Source organism: Streptomyces sp. NPDC127038 (genome assembly GCF_042725875.1).
GTDB lineage: Bacteria > Actinomycetota > Actinomycetes > Streptomycetales > Streptomycetaceae > Streptomyces.
Genome location: NZ_JBHXDQ010000037.1, coordinates 26,099 through 41,944, shown reverse-complemented (window position 1 = coordinate 41,944; position 15,846 = coordinate 26,099). Strand labels below are relative to the sequence as shown.

Sequence of the window (15,846 nt, the reverse complement as noted above, 5' to 3'; positions counted from 1 at the left end):
ATCCGGCCCGCAGTGTGATCGCGCGCACGTTGCGTAACCACGCCGGGAGCGCTGCACTGACTCCATGCTGACGCGAATCGACCACATCGGGATCGCCTGTTTCGACCTCGACACCACTGTCGAGTTCTACCGTGCGACATACGGCTTCGAAGTCTTCCACTCCGAGGTCAACGAGGAGCAGGGCGTGCGGGAGGCCATGCTCAAGATCAACGAGACGTCCGACGGCGGCGCCTCCTACCTCCAGCTGCTGGAACCCACCCGCGAGGACTCCGCCGTGGGCAAGTGGCTGGCCAAGAACGGCGAGGGCGTGCACCACATCGCCTTCGGCACCGCGGACGTCGACGGGGACGCCGCGGACATCCGGAACAAGGGCGTCCGGGTGCTCTACGACGAGCCCAGGACCGGGTCCATGGGCTCCCGGATCACCTTCCTCCACCCCAAGGATTGCCACGGAGTACTGACAGAACTGGTCACTTCGGCGGCGGTTGAGTCACCTGAGCACTGACCTCCGTATATCTGGGCCGGTAGGGTTGGGGTCGGCCGTCGCCTTTCGCGGGGGACGGCCGTGGTCCCGGCGCCTTCCGGCGGGCGGGACCAAGGGCCGGGGTCCAGGTTTCGGGGGGCGAGCGTCGGGGCAGCAGCCCGTGCTCCGCCGTTGATCTGACACCATTCCCCGGGGGCCCCGTTCGGCCGAAGAACGGTGCTCGTTCGGAATTACATGACCAGGGGACGGATGGGACCGCGCAGTGCGGGGCTACGAACGCCAGGAGCGAGAGCCGGCGGCTGACGTCGACCACCTCTCTCGGTTCGAGGCCGAGATGGAACGGCTGAAGACCGAGCGGGAGAAGGCCGTCCAGCACGCCGAGGACCGCGGCTATCAGGTCGAGGTGCTGCGCGCCAAGCTGCACGAGGCGCGCCGCAGTCTGGCGACCCGTCCTGCCTACGACGGGTCCGACATCGGCTATCAGGCCGAGCAGATGCTCCGCAATGCCCAGATGCAGGCCGACCAGCTGCGCGTGGACGCCGAGCGCGAGATCAGCCAGGCGCGTGCGCAGACCCAGCGACTCCTCCAGGAACACGCCGAGCACTCGGCCCGGCTCCAGGCTGAGCTGCACCAGGAGGCCGTCACCCGGCGCCAGCAGCTCGACCAGGAGCTGGCGGAGCGCCGCCAGACCGTCGAGTCCCACGTCAACGAGAACGTGGCGTGGGCCGAGCAGCTCCGTGCCCGCTCCGAGTCCCAGGCCCGCCGGCTGGTGGACGAGTCCCGCGCCGAGGCCGAGCAGGCGCTCGCCGCGGCCCGCGCCGAGGCCGAGCGGCTCGCCGCCGAGGCGCGCCAGCGGCTCACCACCGACGCCGAGGCCGCCCGCGCCGAGGCCGAGGCGCTGCTGCGCCGTGCCCGCACCGACGCCGAACGCCTGCTGAACGCCGCCTCGACGCAGGCGCAGGAGGCCACCGACCACGCCGAGCAGCTGCGCAGCTCCACGGCGAGCGAGTCGGACAACGCCCGCCGCCAGGCCGGTGAGCTGAGCCGGGCGGCCGAGCAGCGGATGAGCGCCGCGGAGACGGCGCTGCGCGAGGCGCAGGCCGAGGCGGACAAGGTCCTCAACGAGGCCAAGGAAGCGGCCGCGAAGACGATCGCGAGCGCCGAGTCCGTCAACGAGCAGCGCACCCGCACGGCGAAGGAGCAGGTCGCCCGGCTGGTCAGCGAGGCCAACCAGGAGGCCGAGACCACCAAGTCCGAGGCCGAGCAGCTCGTCGCGGACGCCCGCAGCAAGGCCGAGACGATCGTCGCGGAGGCCGAGGAGAGCGCGCGCAGCCTCACCGCCGAGGAGACCGCCTCCCAGCTCGCCAAGGCCGCCCGTACCGCCGAGGACGTGCTCGACAAGGCGTCCGAGGAGGCCAAGCGGACCACCAAGGCGGCGTCCGAGGAGGCCGAGCGGATCCGCACCGAGGCGGAGACCGAGGCCGACCGGCTGCGCGCCGAGGCGCACGACATCGCCGAGCAGCTCAAGGGCACGGCGAAGGACGACACCAAGGAGTACCGCGCCAAGACGGTCGAGCTCCAGGAGGAGGCCCGCCGGCTGCGCGGTGACGCGGAGCAGCTGCGTTCGGACGCGGTCGCCGAGGGCGAGCGCATCCGCGCCGAGGCCCGGCGCGAGGCCGTCCAGCAGATCGAGGAGGGCGCGCGGACCGCCGAGGAACTGCTCGGCAAGGCGAAGGCCGACGCGGACGAGCTGCGCCAGGCGGCCACCGCGGACAGCGAGAAGGTCCGTACCGAGGCCATCGAGCGCGCCACGACGCTGCGCCGGCAGGCCGAGGAGGCCGTGGAGCGGATCCGCACCGAGGCCGACCGGCACCGCGCGGACGCCGAGGAGCGGGCCGAGACGATCGCGGCCGACGCGGAGCGCGCCGCCGAACGGCAGCGCGAGGAGACCGAGCGGGCCATAGAGGCCCGTCAGGCCGAGGCCGCCGAGGGGCTGGCCCGGCTGCACACCGAGGCCGAGGAGCGGGTGGCCTCCGCCGAGCAGGCGCTGTCCGACGCCCGCGCGGAGGCCGAGCGCATCCGCCGCGAGGCCGCCGAGGAGATCGACCGGCTGCGTTCGGAGTCCGCCGAGCGGATCCGCACGCTCCAGGCGCAGGCCGAGACCGAGGCCGACCGCAGGCGCGACGAGGCCGCCGCGGACGCGTCGGCGTCCCGTGCCGAGGGCGAGGCCCTCGCCGTACGGCTGCGTTCGGACGCCGCGGCGGAGGCCGAGCGGCTCAAGTCGGAGGCCCAGGACAGCGCCGACCGGGTGCGGAGCGAGGCGCAGGCCGCGGCAGAGCGCCTGGCCGCCGAGGGCGCCGAGACGCTGGCCGCCGCCCAGGAGGAGGCCGCCCGGCGCCGCCGCGAGGCCGAGGAGACCCTCGGTTCGGCGCGCCAGGAGGCCGACCAGGAGCGCGAGCGGGCCCGCGAGCAGAGCGAGGAGCTCCTCGCGTCCGCGCGCAAGCGGGTCGAGGAGGCCCAGACCGAGGCCGTACGGCTGGTCGAGGAGGCCGACCGGCGCGCCACGGAGATGGTCTCCAGCGCCGAGCAGACCGCGCAGCAGGTGCGGGACTCGGTGGCGGGGCTCCAGGACCAGGCCCAGGAGGAGATCACCGGGCTGCGCTCGGCCGCCGAGCACGCCGCGGACCGTACGCGGACCGAGGCGCAGGAGGAGGCGGACCGGGTCCGTGCCGACGCGTACGCCGAGCGCGAGCGGGCCGGGGAGGACGCGGCCCGGCTGCGGCGCGAGGCGAACGAGGAGCGGGAGGCCGCGACCGCGCTCGCGGAGCGCACGGTCGCGGAGGCGATCGCGGAGGCCGAGCGGATCCGCTCGGACGCCTCGGACCACGCCCAGAGGGTGCGCACCGAGGTGTCGGACGCCATCGCGAACGCCGACCAGGACGCCGCGCGCACCCGCGCCGACGCCCGGGAGGACGCGAACCGGATGCGTTCGGACGCGGCCGCGCAGGTGGACACGCTCATCACCGAGGCGACGGCCGAGGCCGACCGGCTCGCGATGGAGACCTCGGCCGAGGCCGAGCGGGTACGCGCCGAGTCCGTGGCCAAGGCCGAGAAGCTCATCTCGGACGCGACCGGGGACGCGGAGCGGCTGCGGGCCGAGGCCGCCGAGGCGGTCGGTTCCGCCCAGCAGCACTCCGAGCGGATCCGCACCGAGGCCGAGCGCTTCAAGGTACGGGCCACGGAGGAGGGCGAGCGGCGTACGGCGGCGGCGCGCGAGGAGGCCGAGCGGCTGCTGGACGAGGCGCGCCAGGAGGCCAACAAGAAGCGCTCCGAGGCGGCCGAACAGGTCGACACGCTCATCACCGAGACGGCGTCCGAGGCGGACAAGCTGCTCGCGGAGGCGCAGCAGAGCGCGCAGAAGACGACGGCGGACGCCGAGTCGCAGGCCGACACGATGGTCGGCGTGGCGCGCGGCGAGGCCGAGCGGCTGGTCTCCGAGGCGACCGTCGAGGGCAACACGCTCGTGGAGCGGGCCCGTACGGACGCGGACGAGCTGCTGGTCGGCGCGCGCCGGGACGCGACGGCGATCCGGGAGCGGGCCGAGGAGCTCCGCGACCGTGTCACGTCCGAGATCGAGGACCTGCACGAGCGGGCGCGCCGTGAGTCGTCCGAGGCGATGAAGAACGCGGGCGACCGGTGCGACGCGCTCATCAAGGCGGCCGAGGAGCAGCTCGCCGAGGCCGAGGCGAAGGCCAAGGACCTGGTGGCGGAGGCGAACTCCGAGGCGAGCAAGGTCCGTATCGCCGCCGTCCGCAAGGCCGAGGGGCTCCTGAAGGAGGCCGAGCAGAAGAAGTCCTCGCTCGTCTCCGAGGCGGAGAAGATCCGGTCCGAGGCGATCCAGGAGGCGAAGGCCGCCGTCGAGGAGGGCAAGCGCGACCTGGAGGTCCTGGTCCGCCGGCGCGAGGACATCAACACGGAGATCTCCCGTGTCCAGGACGTCCTGGAGGCGTTGGAGTCTTTCGAGGCCCCGGCGGGCGCCAAGGACGGCGGAGTGAAGGCGGGTGCGGCCGCGGGGGCGGCCCGTACGGGCGGCAAGGCGTCGGACGGCTAGCAGGAAGCACGCATTACGTGCTCAGTGGGAGGTTTGTCACAGATTCTGGCAAGCCTTCCCACAGTCGGCCACCCAAAAGGAGTGTCATTCTCCAGATCAAACACGTATCCGCTCGATGACACACCGCATTGCCCCCTAGGATTCCACCTATCACCTCACCGGTCTCATTCGACAGGATCCCCATGAGCGACACTTCCCCCTACGGCTTCGAGCTTGTGCGGCGTGGATACGACCGCGCGCAGGTGGACGAACGCATCTCGAAGCTCGTCTCCGACCGTGACAGCGCTCTGGCCCGTATCACCGCCCTCGAAAAGCGCATCGAGGAACTCCATCTCGAAACGCAGAACGCCCAGGCCCAGGTCAGCGACGCGGAGCCGTCGTACGCCGGTCTCGGTGCGCGCGTCGAGAAGATCCTCCGCCTCGCCGAGGAGGAGGCCAAGGACCTGCGCGAGGAGGCCCGTCGCGCGTCCGAGCAGCACCGCGAGCTCGCCGAGTCGGCGGCCCAGCAGGTGCGCAACGACGCCGAGTCGTTCGCCGCGGACCGCAAGGCCAAGGCGGAGGACGAGGGCGTCCGGATCGTCGAGAAGGCCAAGAGCGACGCCTCCCAGCTGCGCTCCGAGGCGCAGAAGGACGCGGCGTCCAAGCGCGAGGAGGCGGACGCCCTCTTCGAGGAGACCCGCGCCAAGGCCGCCCAGGCCGCCGCCGACTTCGAGACGAACCTGGCCAAGCGCCGCGAGCAGTCGGAGCGTGACCTCGCTTCGCGCCAGGCCAAGGCCGAGAAGCGTCTCGCGGAGATCGAGCACCGCGCGGAGCAGCTCCGCCTGGAGGCCGAGAAGCTGCGCACGGACGCCGAGCGCCGCGCCCGCCAGACGGTGGAGACGGCCCAGCGCCAGGCCGAGGACATCGTGGCCGACGCGAACGCCAAGGCCGACCGCATCCGCTCGGAATCCGAGCGCGAGCTGGCCGCCCTCACCAACCGCCGCGACTCCATCAACGCGCAGCTCACGAACGTCCGCGAGATGCTCGCGACGCTCACGGGCGCCGCGGTGGCCGCCGCCACCGGTCCGGCCGAGGACGAGCCGATCTCCCGTGGGGTTCCGGCGCAGCAGTCCCGGTAACCGCACCGCACGACACCAGGGCCCGTTCCCTCCCCCGAGGGTGCGGGCCTTGTCGTTGCCGCTGCCGTCGTCACCGCTGTCGACACGGGCTCGTCGGCGGCGGCACCGGGCCCGTCGTCAAGTGGCAGGCCCCCGGGGGCCGTCTTAGCGTGGGCCGCATGATCGAGCTCGAGGGGCTGACGAAGCGGTACGGCGAGAAGGTGGCGGTCAACAACCTCACCTTCAGCGTCAGACCGGGCATCGTCACCGGCTTCCTCGGGCCCAACGGCGCCGGGAAGTCCACGACGATGCGGATGATGCTCGGTCTCGACCGGCCCACCGCCGGCGACGTGCGGATCGACGGGCAGCACTACGACCGGCTGAAGGACCCGCTGAAGTACATCGGTGCCCTGCTGGACGCCCAGGCCATGCACGGCGGCCGCAGCGCCTTCAACCATCTGCTGTGCCTCGCCCAGAGCAACGGCATCCCGAGGGCGCGGGTGCACGAGGTGCTGGACACCGTCGGTCTCACCGCGGTCGCGCGGAAGAAGGCGAAGGGGTTCTCGCTGGGCATGGGCCAGCGGCTCGGCATCGCGGGGGCGCTGCTGGGCGACCCGCGGATCCTGATGTTCGACGAACCGGTCAACGGCCTGGACCCCGAGGGCATCCACTGGATCCGCAACCTGATGAAATCCCTCGCCTCCCAGGGCCGTACGGTCTTCGTCTCCTCGCATCTGATGAGCGAGATGGCGCTGACCGCCGACCACCTGGTGGTGATCGGCCAGGGCAGGCTGCTCGCCGACACCTCGATGGCCGACTTCATCCGGCAGAACTCGCGTTCGTACGTCCGGGTCCGCTCCCCGCAGCGCGAGCGGCTGCTCGATGTGCTGAGGGGCGCGGGGATCACCGTCGTGGAGACGGGCGGCGGGGCGCTGGAAGTGGACGACGGGCGGCCGGACCACATCGGGGAGCTGGCCGCGCAGCACCAGCTCGTGCTGCACGAGCTGAGTCCCCAGCAGGCCTCGCTGGAGGAGGCGTTCATGCAGCTGACCGCGGAGTCGGTGGAGTACCACGCGCACACCGACGCGCCGCCGCAGCAGATCGCGTCGAGCCCGGCCGGCACGGCGCCGGCCCCGCCCCCGTCCCCGCGCTGGGGCGGCGACTGGAAGAAGGGCTGACCATGGCGGCCACCCAGGTCCTGAAGTCGGAGTGGACCAAGATCCGGTCCGTGTCGTCCACGGTGTGGACGCTGAGTCTCGCGGCGGTCGTCACGATCGCCCTCGGCCTGCTCATCTCGATCCTGTCCAACAACGAGTTCGACAACATGAGCCGGCAGGACAGGCTGACGTTCGACCCGACGTTCATCAGCTTCGCGGGCATGACCCTCGGTCAGCTCGCGATGATCGTGTTCGGGGTGCTCGTCGTCGGCAACGAGTACAGCACCGGCATGATCCGCACCTCGCTGTCGGCGGTCCCCCAGCGCGGCACGTTCCTCTTCAGCAAGGTCGCCGTGGCGGCCGGCCTGGCCCTGGTCGTCGGCATGATCACCAGCTTCGTCACGTTCTTCGTGGGCCAGGCGGCGCTCGGCACGCACCGGGTGTCGATCAGTGATCCGGGGGTGCTGCGCGCGGTGATCGGCGGCGGGCTGTACATGACGCTCATCGCCGTCTTCTCGATGGGGGTCGCGGCGATGCTGCGCTCTCCGATGCTCTCGCTCGGCATCCTGATGCCGTTCTTCTTCCTGATCTCCAACATCCTGGGGGCCGTGTCCGCGACCAAGAAGGTCGGCCGCTATCTCCCCGACCAGGCGGGCAGCAGGATCCTGCGGGTGGTGACCCCCATCGACGACACTCCCTACGGTCCCTGGGGCGGCCTCGGGATCATGGTCCTGTGGGTCGCCGCGGCCCTGGCGGGCGGCTACGCCCTGCTCAAGAAGCGGGACGCGTAGCCCCTGGGGGGCAGGTCACCCGAACGCGACCCCGACGGACCAAGGCCAGACCCCGCCGAGCCGCGGTCAGGTCACCCGCGGGCCGGGAATCCGGTCGCCCGCCTGACCGGGAGGCTCGTCCCCATCGGGGCTCTCCGGGCCAGGACGGACGTCCGCATCAGGGCCGGAGACCTCGTCAGGGCCGGAGGGCTCGCCGACGACCGGGCCGGGAGGCTCGTCCCCCGCCGGAAGGGGAGGCTCGCCGCCCTCAGGCCCGGAGGGCTCGTCCCCGGCCGGGGCGGCGGGTTCGCCGCTGGTCGCGCCGGCAGGCTCACCGTCGGGCAGACCCGCCGGGGCGCCTCCGGTCAGGTCCGCAGGGGCACCGCCCGTCAGGCTCGCGGGGGCCGTCCCCGCCGGGGCGGCGGGTTCGGCGGGTGGCGGGACCGGTGGGGGGTGTTCGTCCGGGGTGGGGGCGAGGAGGGCGTCGAAGTCGGACCAGCCGGTCCACTTCCAGACGTCCTTGCCGAGGTCGGGCTGCAGCGGCACGAAGCGGCCGAGTTCGAAGTCCCCGGCCTCCAGGTCGAACCAGCGCTCGTCGGCGACTTCGGTGCCGAGCCCGACGGTCCGTGCCGTCAGCCGCACCAGCAGCTTCACCCCGGACGAGGAGGACAGGTCCTTGCCCTGGATCCGGCGGAACGGCAGCTCGGGCACCGGCGCCTCGACCGGGATCCAGACCGTGAAGGGCGCCCCCCTCTCGACCGCGAGCCAGCTCCGCTCGTCCGCCGGTTCGCCCTGCGCGTCCAGCACCTTCAGCCACTGCTTGTAGATGACGAGACTGCCGTCGTGCGGGGAGGTCTCCAGATAGCGCAGATGCGCGCGGGCCCGCAGATCGACGACCGACAGATTGTCGAAGCGGTTGTAGAAGCGCACGGCGATGATGGCGTCCTCGCTGTTCGCGTGCCGCCGCGAGTAGCCGGGGAAGTCGGCGGTCCAGGCCTGCGAGATGCTGGCCCGCCGCCGCCACTCGAAGGGCCGCAGCGCGAACAGCTTGATCAGGACGATGCCGAGCAGGACCGCGGGCACCAGCGCCCCCGTCACGGACGCGAGCGTGGCGAGCAGCTGGTGGGCGGTGCTCTCCGGTTCGGGATCGAGACTGTCGGTGCCGACGAAGGCCCGCAGCACACCGAGGCTGAGGCCGAGGAGCCGCTCCCCGTCCGAGAACCGGTCCGCCATCGAACGCGCCGAGTCCTCGGTCAGCGTCCAGGCCGCCGCCACGACGACCGAGAGCCCGGCCAGCGCGCCGAGCGTCATCAGCAGCAGGGCGTGGACCGTGCGGCCCGCGATCCACCAGCGAACGGACATGCGATAGCGCGGATGCGCCGTGCCCCGCACCGACACGCCCCCCAGCCGTTCCCGCCATCGCCTCAGGTTGTGCCCCATCGGCCTCAACTCGCTTCCCCCGTAACCGATTTCGCCCCCACGCATACAATAAGGGCGACATCATTCCCGGTGTCGGTTCAGGCCAACCGCGCCCAGCCGGGGAGACTCGGGCCCACGCCGGGTACATCTGGGGTGAGGGCCCCGGCCCATCTCGCGTGAAAGGCTGTGCCCGCATGCGCGCGACACCACCCCCGGAGGGCGTCACCGTGACGACGAAGGACCGAAGCCTCGAAGCGCTGGGGCTGAGCGACGTGCCCGCGAAGAAGCCCCTCACCTATCCCGGCCGGCCCACCACCGAACCGTCCCTGCTGACCGGCGGCGAGCTGCTCCAGCTCGACGTGCGTCCGCTGCGGCTCGGCGAGTGGTACGTGGAGGAGCGCCAGGCGCAGCAGCGGCTGGACGAGGCACTGGCCGACCTCGGGCAGGTGGGCACGGGGCTGCGGCACCCGGTCATCGCCGTCGGCTCGAACGCCTCCCCCGGGCAGGTCGCCCACAAGCTGACCCGGCTGGGCATCCCGGCGACGGTGCCGATGGTCCCGGTGCGGGTCGCCGGGATAGGCGTCGGCTGCTCCGGGCACATCAGCCCGGCCGGTTACGTGGCCGGGACGCCGTACGTCGACCGGACCGCGGAGACGACCCTCGTGGTCACCTGGCTGGACTCGACGCAGCTCAAGGCCGTCGACGACACCGAGTTCCCGGACTACCGGCGGGCGATACTCCCCGGTGACGCGTTCGCGATGACGATGCCGTCCGGGGAGCGGCTCGGCGGCGCGTACATCTACTTCAGCGCGCACGGCGTGCTCGCCGAACCGCGGACCGGGCGGCCGAGGCCCGGCGGCGGCGACCAGTCCGAGCTGCTGGCCGCCCTGCTGGCCGGATCCGAGCGCCTGCGGGACCTGCTCGGACCCGACCCGGCGACCTGGGTGCGCCGCGCGGGCGCCGACCGGGCGCTGCGCGAGGCGGGCACGCTGGTCTTCGGCGAGGAGGGCTGGGTGCTGCCGCAGACCGACTTCCTGCCCTACCTCGACGAAGCGGCCGAGCTGCGGCTCTACGACGATCTTCCGCCGCTGGACGACTCCCTGCCGCAGCGTCCCTGAAAAGCCGCCCGGTTCCCGGGAGTTCACTCTGCGCGGGCCGGGCGCGTATTTCCTTTCGCCGAATTCCCGCCCGATCAAGGAAGACGGGTACCTGACAGGACACCCGTACGAGACGTCGCCCTCTACTGGATCTTTCACCGGCCGATGGGCGCGACTTTACTTTCCCTTGAGTGGAACCGTCGGCGCCCGGATATCCTCCTAAGCCTTACGGGGGCGTGCGCCCCGACGTCCTGAACCTTTCGATGGGTGCGGAGAATGATCGAGGCAGTCGGCCTGACGAAGCGCTACGGCGCCAAGACGGCCGTGTACAACCTTTCCTTCCAGGTCCGGCCGGGTGCCGTCACCGGGTTCCTCGGGCCCAACGGCTCGGGCAAGTCGACGACGATGCGCATGATCCTCGGCCTCGACAACCCCACCTCCGGTCAGGTGACGATCGGCGGCTTCCCCTACCGCAGGCTGCCGAACGCGCCCCGTCAGGTCGGCGCGCTCCTCGACGCCAAGGCCGTCCACGGCGGCCGCAGCGCCCGCAACCATCTGCTGAGCCTGGCCCAGCTGTCGGGCATTCCGGCCCGCCGCGTGGACGAGGTGCTCGGTGTCGTCGGCCTCCAGGACGTGGCGCGAAAGCGCTCCAAGGGCTTCTCCCTCGGCATGGGCCAGCGCCTCGGCATCGCCGCCGCGCTGCTCGGCGACCCCCAGGTGCTGCTCTTCGACGAGCCGGTCAACGGCCTCGACCCCGAGGGCATCCTGTGGGTCCGCAACCTGATGAAGGCGCTGGCCGCCGAGGGCCGTACGGTCTTCGTCTCCTCGCACCTGATGAGCGAGATGGCGCTGACCGCCGACCACCTCATCGTGATCGGCCGCGGCCAGCTGCTGGCCGACCAGAGCATCAAGGACTTCATCTCGCACAACTCGGCCGACTTCGCCCGGGTGCGCACCCCGGACACCGAGCCGCAGCAGCGCGAGAAGCTGACCGCCGCGCTGACCGAGGCCGGCGGCCAGGTGCTGCCCGAGCAGGACGGCGCGCTCCGGGTCACCGGCCTGCCGCTCCCCCGGATCAGCGACCTCGCGCACTCCGCCGACGTCCGCCTGTGGGAGCTGTCGCCGCACCAGGCCTCGCTGGAGGAGGCGTACATGCGGATGACGCAGGGCGCCGTCGACTACCGCTCGACCGTCGACCAGAAGGCCGGGCTCCAGCAGCAGCTGCCGCCGGGCGCCGTGCCGCCGCCGCAGCTGCCGGTGGCGGGCCAGGGCCAGCCCGGCTGGTACGCGCCGCTGCCGCCGCAGCAGGGCGGGCAGCCGTTCGCCATGCCGCAGTCCGGGCCGTACGGCGCGCCCCCGGCCCCCGGTGCGGGCGCTCCGGGCCCCTACGGCGGTCCGGCCGCCCCCGGCGCCACGAACGCCAACCCGTACGCCCAGGCCCCCGCGGGCACGCCGGCACCGGCCGCCGTGCCCGCCCCGGCACCGGCCGCCGCCCCGGCACCGGCTCCCGCCCCGGCTCCGGCGCCCGAAGCCGCTCCCGAGTCCGCACCCACGGCCGCGCCCGCCGCCGACCTGACCAAGCCCGAGGACGCCCGATGAGCACGCCCCAGCCCCCGATGCCGCAGCAGGCGGCCGCCGCTCCCGCCTGGCAGGCGGCGCCCGGCACCTCGTACACCTCGCCGATCCCCGTCACCCGCACCCACCTCGGGCACGCGCTCAACTCCGAGTGGACGAAGATCAAGTCGGTGCGCTCCACGATGTGGACGCTCGGCACCTTCCTGCTCCTGGTGATCGGCATCGGCTTCCTGGTCGCCGTGCAGACCACGAACGAGGACTTCACCGACGTCCCGTTCACGGTGCCCGCGTTCATCGGCCTGCTGCTCGGCCAGATCTGCCTGCTCACGCTGGGCGTGCTGGTGGTCTCCTCCGAGTACGGCACGGGCATGATCCGTACGACGTTCACGGCCTCGCCGCAGCGGCACCGGGTGCTCGCCGCCAAGCTGATCATCTTCTTCACCGTCGCGTACGTCGTCTCGGCCCTGTCGATCGGGCTCATCGGCCTGTTCACCGCGAGCCTGCACAGCGGCGACACCCACGCCCCGTGGGGCGCCACCGTGTTCATGGGCGCGCTGTACGTCTCGCTGCTCGGCGTGCTCTCGCTCGCCGTGGGCTCGATGATGCGTCACTCGGCGGGCGCGATCACCACGATGCTCGGCGTCGTGCTGCTGCCCTCGATCCTGCCCGCGTTCCTGATGATGTCCGACACCCTGCGGACGATCGGCGAGAAGATGCAGGAGTACGCCGCCATCAGCTCGCTCGCCAAGGTCTTCCGGCTCAACAGCGAGCAGGGCAACGGCGGCGCCCAGCTCGGTCTGCTCGCCGGGGTCACCGCGGTGGCCGTCGTCGCCGCCTTCGTGCTCCTGGAGCGCCGGGACGTGTGACGGCCGCGCCGAACTCGGCCGACGCCCTCAGAACCTGGGCGCGTTACGGGACCGCTGCACCCGAGAGGTGCGGCGGTCCTTCGCGTTCCAGCAGGCCTTGTGCCAGTGCCGCCGCTCGTCGACGCCCGAGTGCTCCGGCCAGGCCACCACGTGCGGAACGCCCGAGGGGATCAACTGGTCGCAGCCGGGGCAGCGGTAGGTCTTCCCCTGCGCGCTCGCGCCCGCCACGTGGCGCACGCTCCACTCCTCGCCCTGCCAGCTCTCCGTGGACTGCCAGCCGCCGTAACGGTCCGACGAGTCCTCCTCCGGGCTCCTGCCGGACGAGCCGGCGTCCTTCGGACGGTTGCGACGCGGGGACAAGGGACACCTCACGGAGCTATACAGGGGGCAGGGGCCGACTCAAGCCTACGCGGGACACACAGGGGTACGCGTACTCCGCCAACCCGCACAGATCCCCCTTCGGACACTCCTCGGGCGGTCTCCGGACAGCCCAATTCCCAGACAATCCGCAAATCTCTCCGCAAGGCCGTGTCTTCGGCACGTGTCAGGCGGTTATGCCGGGCGGGGGAGCTCCGTGTCGGAGCCGAGGAAGCAGGAAGTTCGATGCACGTTGGAAGTTTTGTACTGGGTGCCCAGTTCCCCGGCCAGGGCCAGGGAGAGGCCCTGCACCGCGCCGTCCGGTCGGCGGAGGTGGCCGAGGAGGCCGGGCTCGACGCGGTCTGGCTGGCGGAACACCACTTCGTGCCGTACGGGACATGCCCGTCGGCCGTCACACTCGCCGCGTATCTGCTCGGGCGCACCGACCGGATCCGGATCGGCACGGCGGTCAGCGTGCTGCCCACCGCGCACCCCGTGGCGCTCGGCGAGCAGGCCGCGCTGCTGCACCTGACGTCCGGCGGGCGGTTCTCGCTGGGCGTGGGCCGCGGCGGCCCCTGGGTCGATCTGGAGGTCTTCGGCGCGGGTCTCGCGGCGTACGAACACGGGTTCCCGGAGTCACTCGATCTGCTGATTCGCTGGCTCCGCGAGCCGTCCGTCGCCGGCACCTCAGAGCGGTTCGCGTTCCGTGAAGTCCCCGTCGTACCACGCCCGTCGGAGGCGCTGAGCGGAGCCGCGGGTCCCGAGGTGGTCGTGGCGTGCACCTCGCCCGCGAGTGTCAGGCTCGCCGCCGAGCGCGGGCTGCCGATGCTTCTGGGCATGCACGTGGGTGACGAGGAGAAGGCCGAAATGGTCGCGCTGTGGCGGCGGCACGCGCGCACGGCGGGGCGCCCGACGGACGAGATCCTGGCGGCCGCGCACGTCTCCGCGGGCGTCTGCCAGCTCGCGGACCGCCGCACCGACGCCGTCGAGACGCTCGTCAAGGCGATGCCGGGATGGCTGAAGCAGGGCCTGGACGCCCATGTGACGGTCGACGGCCGCGCCCGCTCGATGCGGGACCCGGTGGCGTACACCGAACTGCTCTGCGGGCTGCACCCGGTGGGCACCCCGCGGCTGTGCGCGGACCGGCTCGCGGCGACCTCGGAGCGGACCGGCATCACGCGGTTCGCGCTGCTCGTCGAGGGTTCGGGCGACCTGGCGGCGACCGAGGAGAACGTGCGGCGACTGGGGGCCGAGGTGCTGCCCCAGCTCGGGTGACCGCACGGGGTCCGGCCCGGCGGGCCGGACACGCGGGGAGCTTGCCGCCCCAGTACCAATGCACCTCCCGCGTACGGAGCGGCAAGCAATGCGGCATCAGTGCGTCAGCAGTCCCTGAACTCCGGGGACTGGTTGAGCAGCTGACTGCGGACCGAGGTGAAGCGTGCCAGTGTGTCGTCCACCGAGTCGTCCAGTGGGAACACCGCCACCCGGTGGCAGTTCTGGAAGGCCAGCCGCACTCCGAAGTGCCGCTGTAGCGCGCCGCGTATCGCGTCACTCGCGAGCGCACGCAGCAACTGGCCACGTGCCTGCTCGTCCGGCGGAGGCGTCTGGTTGTCGGCGAAGTTGCCGCCGTCCACCTTCAGCTGGGCCACCAGGGAGCTGATCATCTCCCATGCGTAGGGCAGGGAGGTCCGGACGCAGTCGACGAATTCAGCTTCATCGACCTCGCCTCGCTCGGCCTGTTGGAGTAGGGCCGGTGAGACGTCGAGCGACATGGGTACTCCTCTCGCACCCCCATACCTCGGGGGTTGCCGGACAGGGACGGGGATCGCGATATCGAACACGCTGAGTACATGTATCGCGACCTCCCGTTCATACGGTAAGCATCGGCAGGTAACGACACCAGGAGAATGGGCACATAGTGAACTCCGGGTAGGCCGACAATCGGCCACGGAGGAACACGGAACCTTCAGGATCAATGGGGTGACCCGCGGAAACGTCCACCGGGCGCACCGACGGAAGCCCCGCGGACAAAAGGGACGAACCGCGGGTTCCTCCTCCGCTCCGTCCCCGGCGGCGGCTCCCGGACGTCCGCGGGACCGCTACGGGAATCGCGTGCACCGCCGCCGGTCGAGTAGCGTTGCCGACCATGCGTCTCGTCATTGCCCGCTGTTCCGTGGACTACGCGGGCCGGCTCACCGCCCATCTCCCGTCGGCTCCCCGCCTGATCCTCGTGAAGGCGGACGGCAGCGTCTCGATCCACGCGGACGACCGGGCCTACAAGCCCCTCAACTGGATGTCGCCGCCCTGCACACTGAAGGAGGGGTCAGGCGACGACGAAGGCGTCTGGACCGTCATCAACAAGGCGGGCGAGAAGCTCATCATCACGATGGAGGAGATCCTCCACGACTCCTCGCACGAACTCGGCGTCGACCCCGGCCTGATCAAGGACGGCGTGGAAGCGCACCTCCAGGAGCTGCTCGCCGACCGCATCGAGACCCTCGGCGAGGGCTACTCGCTCATCCGCCGCGAGTACATGACGGCCATCGGACCGGTCGACATCCTGTGCCGGGACGCCGACGGGCGGACGGTCGCCGTGGAGATCAAGCGGCGCGGCGAGATCGACGGCGTGGAGCAACTCACGCGCTATCTGGAGCTGTTGAACCGCGACCCGCATCTCGCGCCGGTCCGCGGCATCTTCGCGGCCCAGGAGATCAAGCCGCAGGCCCGGGTCCTCGCCACCGACCGGGGCATCGGCTGCGCGGTCCTGGACTACGACGCCCTGCGCGGTATCGAGGACGACAAACTGCGGCTGTTCTGAGCCCCCCGGGTTCGTATACGGCCGAGGGCCGGGTCCGCCGCGGACCCGGCCCTCGCCTTCTTTCCGTCCGGTCGGGCCGTACGTCAGGACCGGAC

The 15,846-nt window shown here is 71.9% G+C and carries 13 protein-coding genes; 10 read left to right on the top strand and 3 right to left on the bottom strand.

Annotated elements, in window-relative coordinates; translation table 11 throughout:
• Positions 1-64: 64 nt before the first annotated feature.
• From mce to ACFWI4_RS24190, 5 genes are all read left to right on the top strand, one after another.
• Positions 65-505 carry a methylmalonyl-CoA epimerase gene (mce, locus tag ACFWI4_RS24210; protein WP_385405835.1) on the top strand — a complete coding sequence of 147 codons (441 nt, stop codon included), beginning with the start codon at positions 65-67 and terminating at the stop codon, positions 503-505.
• 241 nt (positions 506-746) lie between these two features.
• Positions 747-4,595, top strand: a complete 3,849-nt coding sequence (scy, locus tag ACFWI4_RS24205) for a polarized growth protein Scy (protein ID WP_387199758.1) — start codon at positions 747-749, stop codon at positions 4,593-4,595.
• A gap of 182 nt (positions 4,596-4,777) precedes the next feature.
• Entirely contained in the window at positions 4,778-5,713 is a 936-nt protein-coding gene (locus tag ACFWI4_RS24200; protein ID WP_361683305.1) for a cellulose-binding protein, read from the top strand.
• Positions 5,714-5,871: 158 nt separating this feature from the next.
• Positions 5,872-6,870, top strand: coding sequence for an ABC transporter ATP-binding protein (locus ACFWI4_RS24195; RefSeq protein WP_387199754.1), 999 nt, complete (start codon positions 5,872-5,874; stop codon positions 6,868-6,870).
• Positions 6,871-6,872: 2 nt separating this feature from the next.
• Positions 6,873-7,640 carry an ABC transporter permease gene (locus ACFWI4_RS24190; protein WP_387199751.1) on the top strand — a complete coding sequence of 256 codons (768 nt, stop codon included), beginning with the start codon at positions 6,873-6,875 and terminating at the stop codon, positions 7,638-7,640.
• Positions 7,641-7,706: 66 nt separating this feature from the next.
• Here ACFWI4_RS24190 and ACFWI4_RS24185 read toward each other — a convergent pair whose 3' ends face one another.
• The gene (locus ACFWI4_RS24185; protein WP_387199748.1) at positions 7,707-9,059 is read right to left on the bottom strand and encodes a hypothetical protein; all 1,353 of its coding nucleotides are present in this window, start codon (positions 9,057-9,059) and stop codon (positions 7,707-7,709) included.
• A gap of 173 nt (positions 9,060-9,232) precedes the next feature.
• On the opposite strand from ACFWI4_RS24185, the gene ACFWI4_RS24180 reads away from it, so the two are divergent.
• The 3 genes from ACFWI4_RS24180 (at position 9,233) to ACFWI4_RS24170 (ending at position 12,576) form a co-directional block, all read left to right on the top strand.
• The gene (locus ACFWI4_RS24180) at positions 9,233-10,156 is read left to right on the top strand and encodes a hypothetical protein (RefSeq protein WP_385405848.1); all 924 of its coding nucleotides are present in this window, start codon (positions 9,233-9,235) and stop codon (positions 10,154-10,156) included.
• 255 nt (positions 10,157-10,411) lie between these two features.
• Complete coding sequence (locus ACFWI4_RS24175) at positions 10,412-11,734, top strand: ABC transporter ATP-binding protein (RefSeq protein ID WP_387199744.1); 1,323 nt, start codon at positions 10,412-10,414, stop codon at positions 11,732-11,734.
• Complete coding sequence (locus ACFWI4_RS24170) at positions 11,731-12,576, top strand: ABC transporter permease (protein ID WP_387199741.1); 846 nt, start codon at positions 11,731-11,733, stop codon at positions 12,574-12,576. Before ACFWI4_RS24175 ends, ACFWI4_RS24170 begins: the two co-directional genes overlap by 4 nt.
• Before the next feature lie 27 nt (positions 12,577-12,603).
• Here ACFWI4_RS24170 and ACFWI4_RS24165 read toward each other — a convergent pair whose 3' ends face one another.
• The gene (locus ACFWI4_RS24165) at positions 12,604-12,936 is read right to left on the bottom strand and encodes an ATP/GTP-binding protein (protein WP_361683319.1); all 333 of its coding nucleotides are present in this window, start codon (positions 12,934-12,936) and stop codon (positions 12,604-12,606) included.
• Between the two features lie 243 nt (positions 12,937-13,179).
• On the opposite strand from ACFWI4_RS24165, the gene ACFWI4_RS24160 reads away from it, so the two are divergent.
• A complete protein-coding gene (locus ACFWI4_RS24160; RefSeq protein WP_387199737.1) occupies positions 13,180-14,208 on the top strand; it encodes an LLM class flavin-dependent oxidoreductase in 1,029 nt (342 codons plus the stop codon).
• A 104-nt stretch (positions 14,209-14,312) separates the two neighbouring features.
• Here the strand turns inward: ACFWI4_RS24160 and ACFWI4_RS24155 are convergent, their stop codons facing one another.
• Positions 14,313-14,705, bottom strand: coding sequence for an SCO5389 family protein (locus tag ACFWI4_RS24155; RefSeq protein ID WP_266762851.1), 393 nt, complete (start codon positions 14,703-14,705; stop codon positions 14,313-14,315).
• 374 nt (positions 14,706-15,079) lie between these two features.
• Between ACFWI4_RS24155 and nucS the strand changes: the two genes are divergently transcribed.
• Positions 15,080-15,751, top strand: coding sequence for an endonuclease NucS (gene nucS / locus ACFWI4_RS24150; protein WP_385405859.1), 672 nt, complete (start codon positions 15,080-15,082; stop codon positions 15,749-15,751).
• Positions 15,752-15,846: the final 95 nt, after the last annotated feature.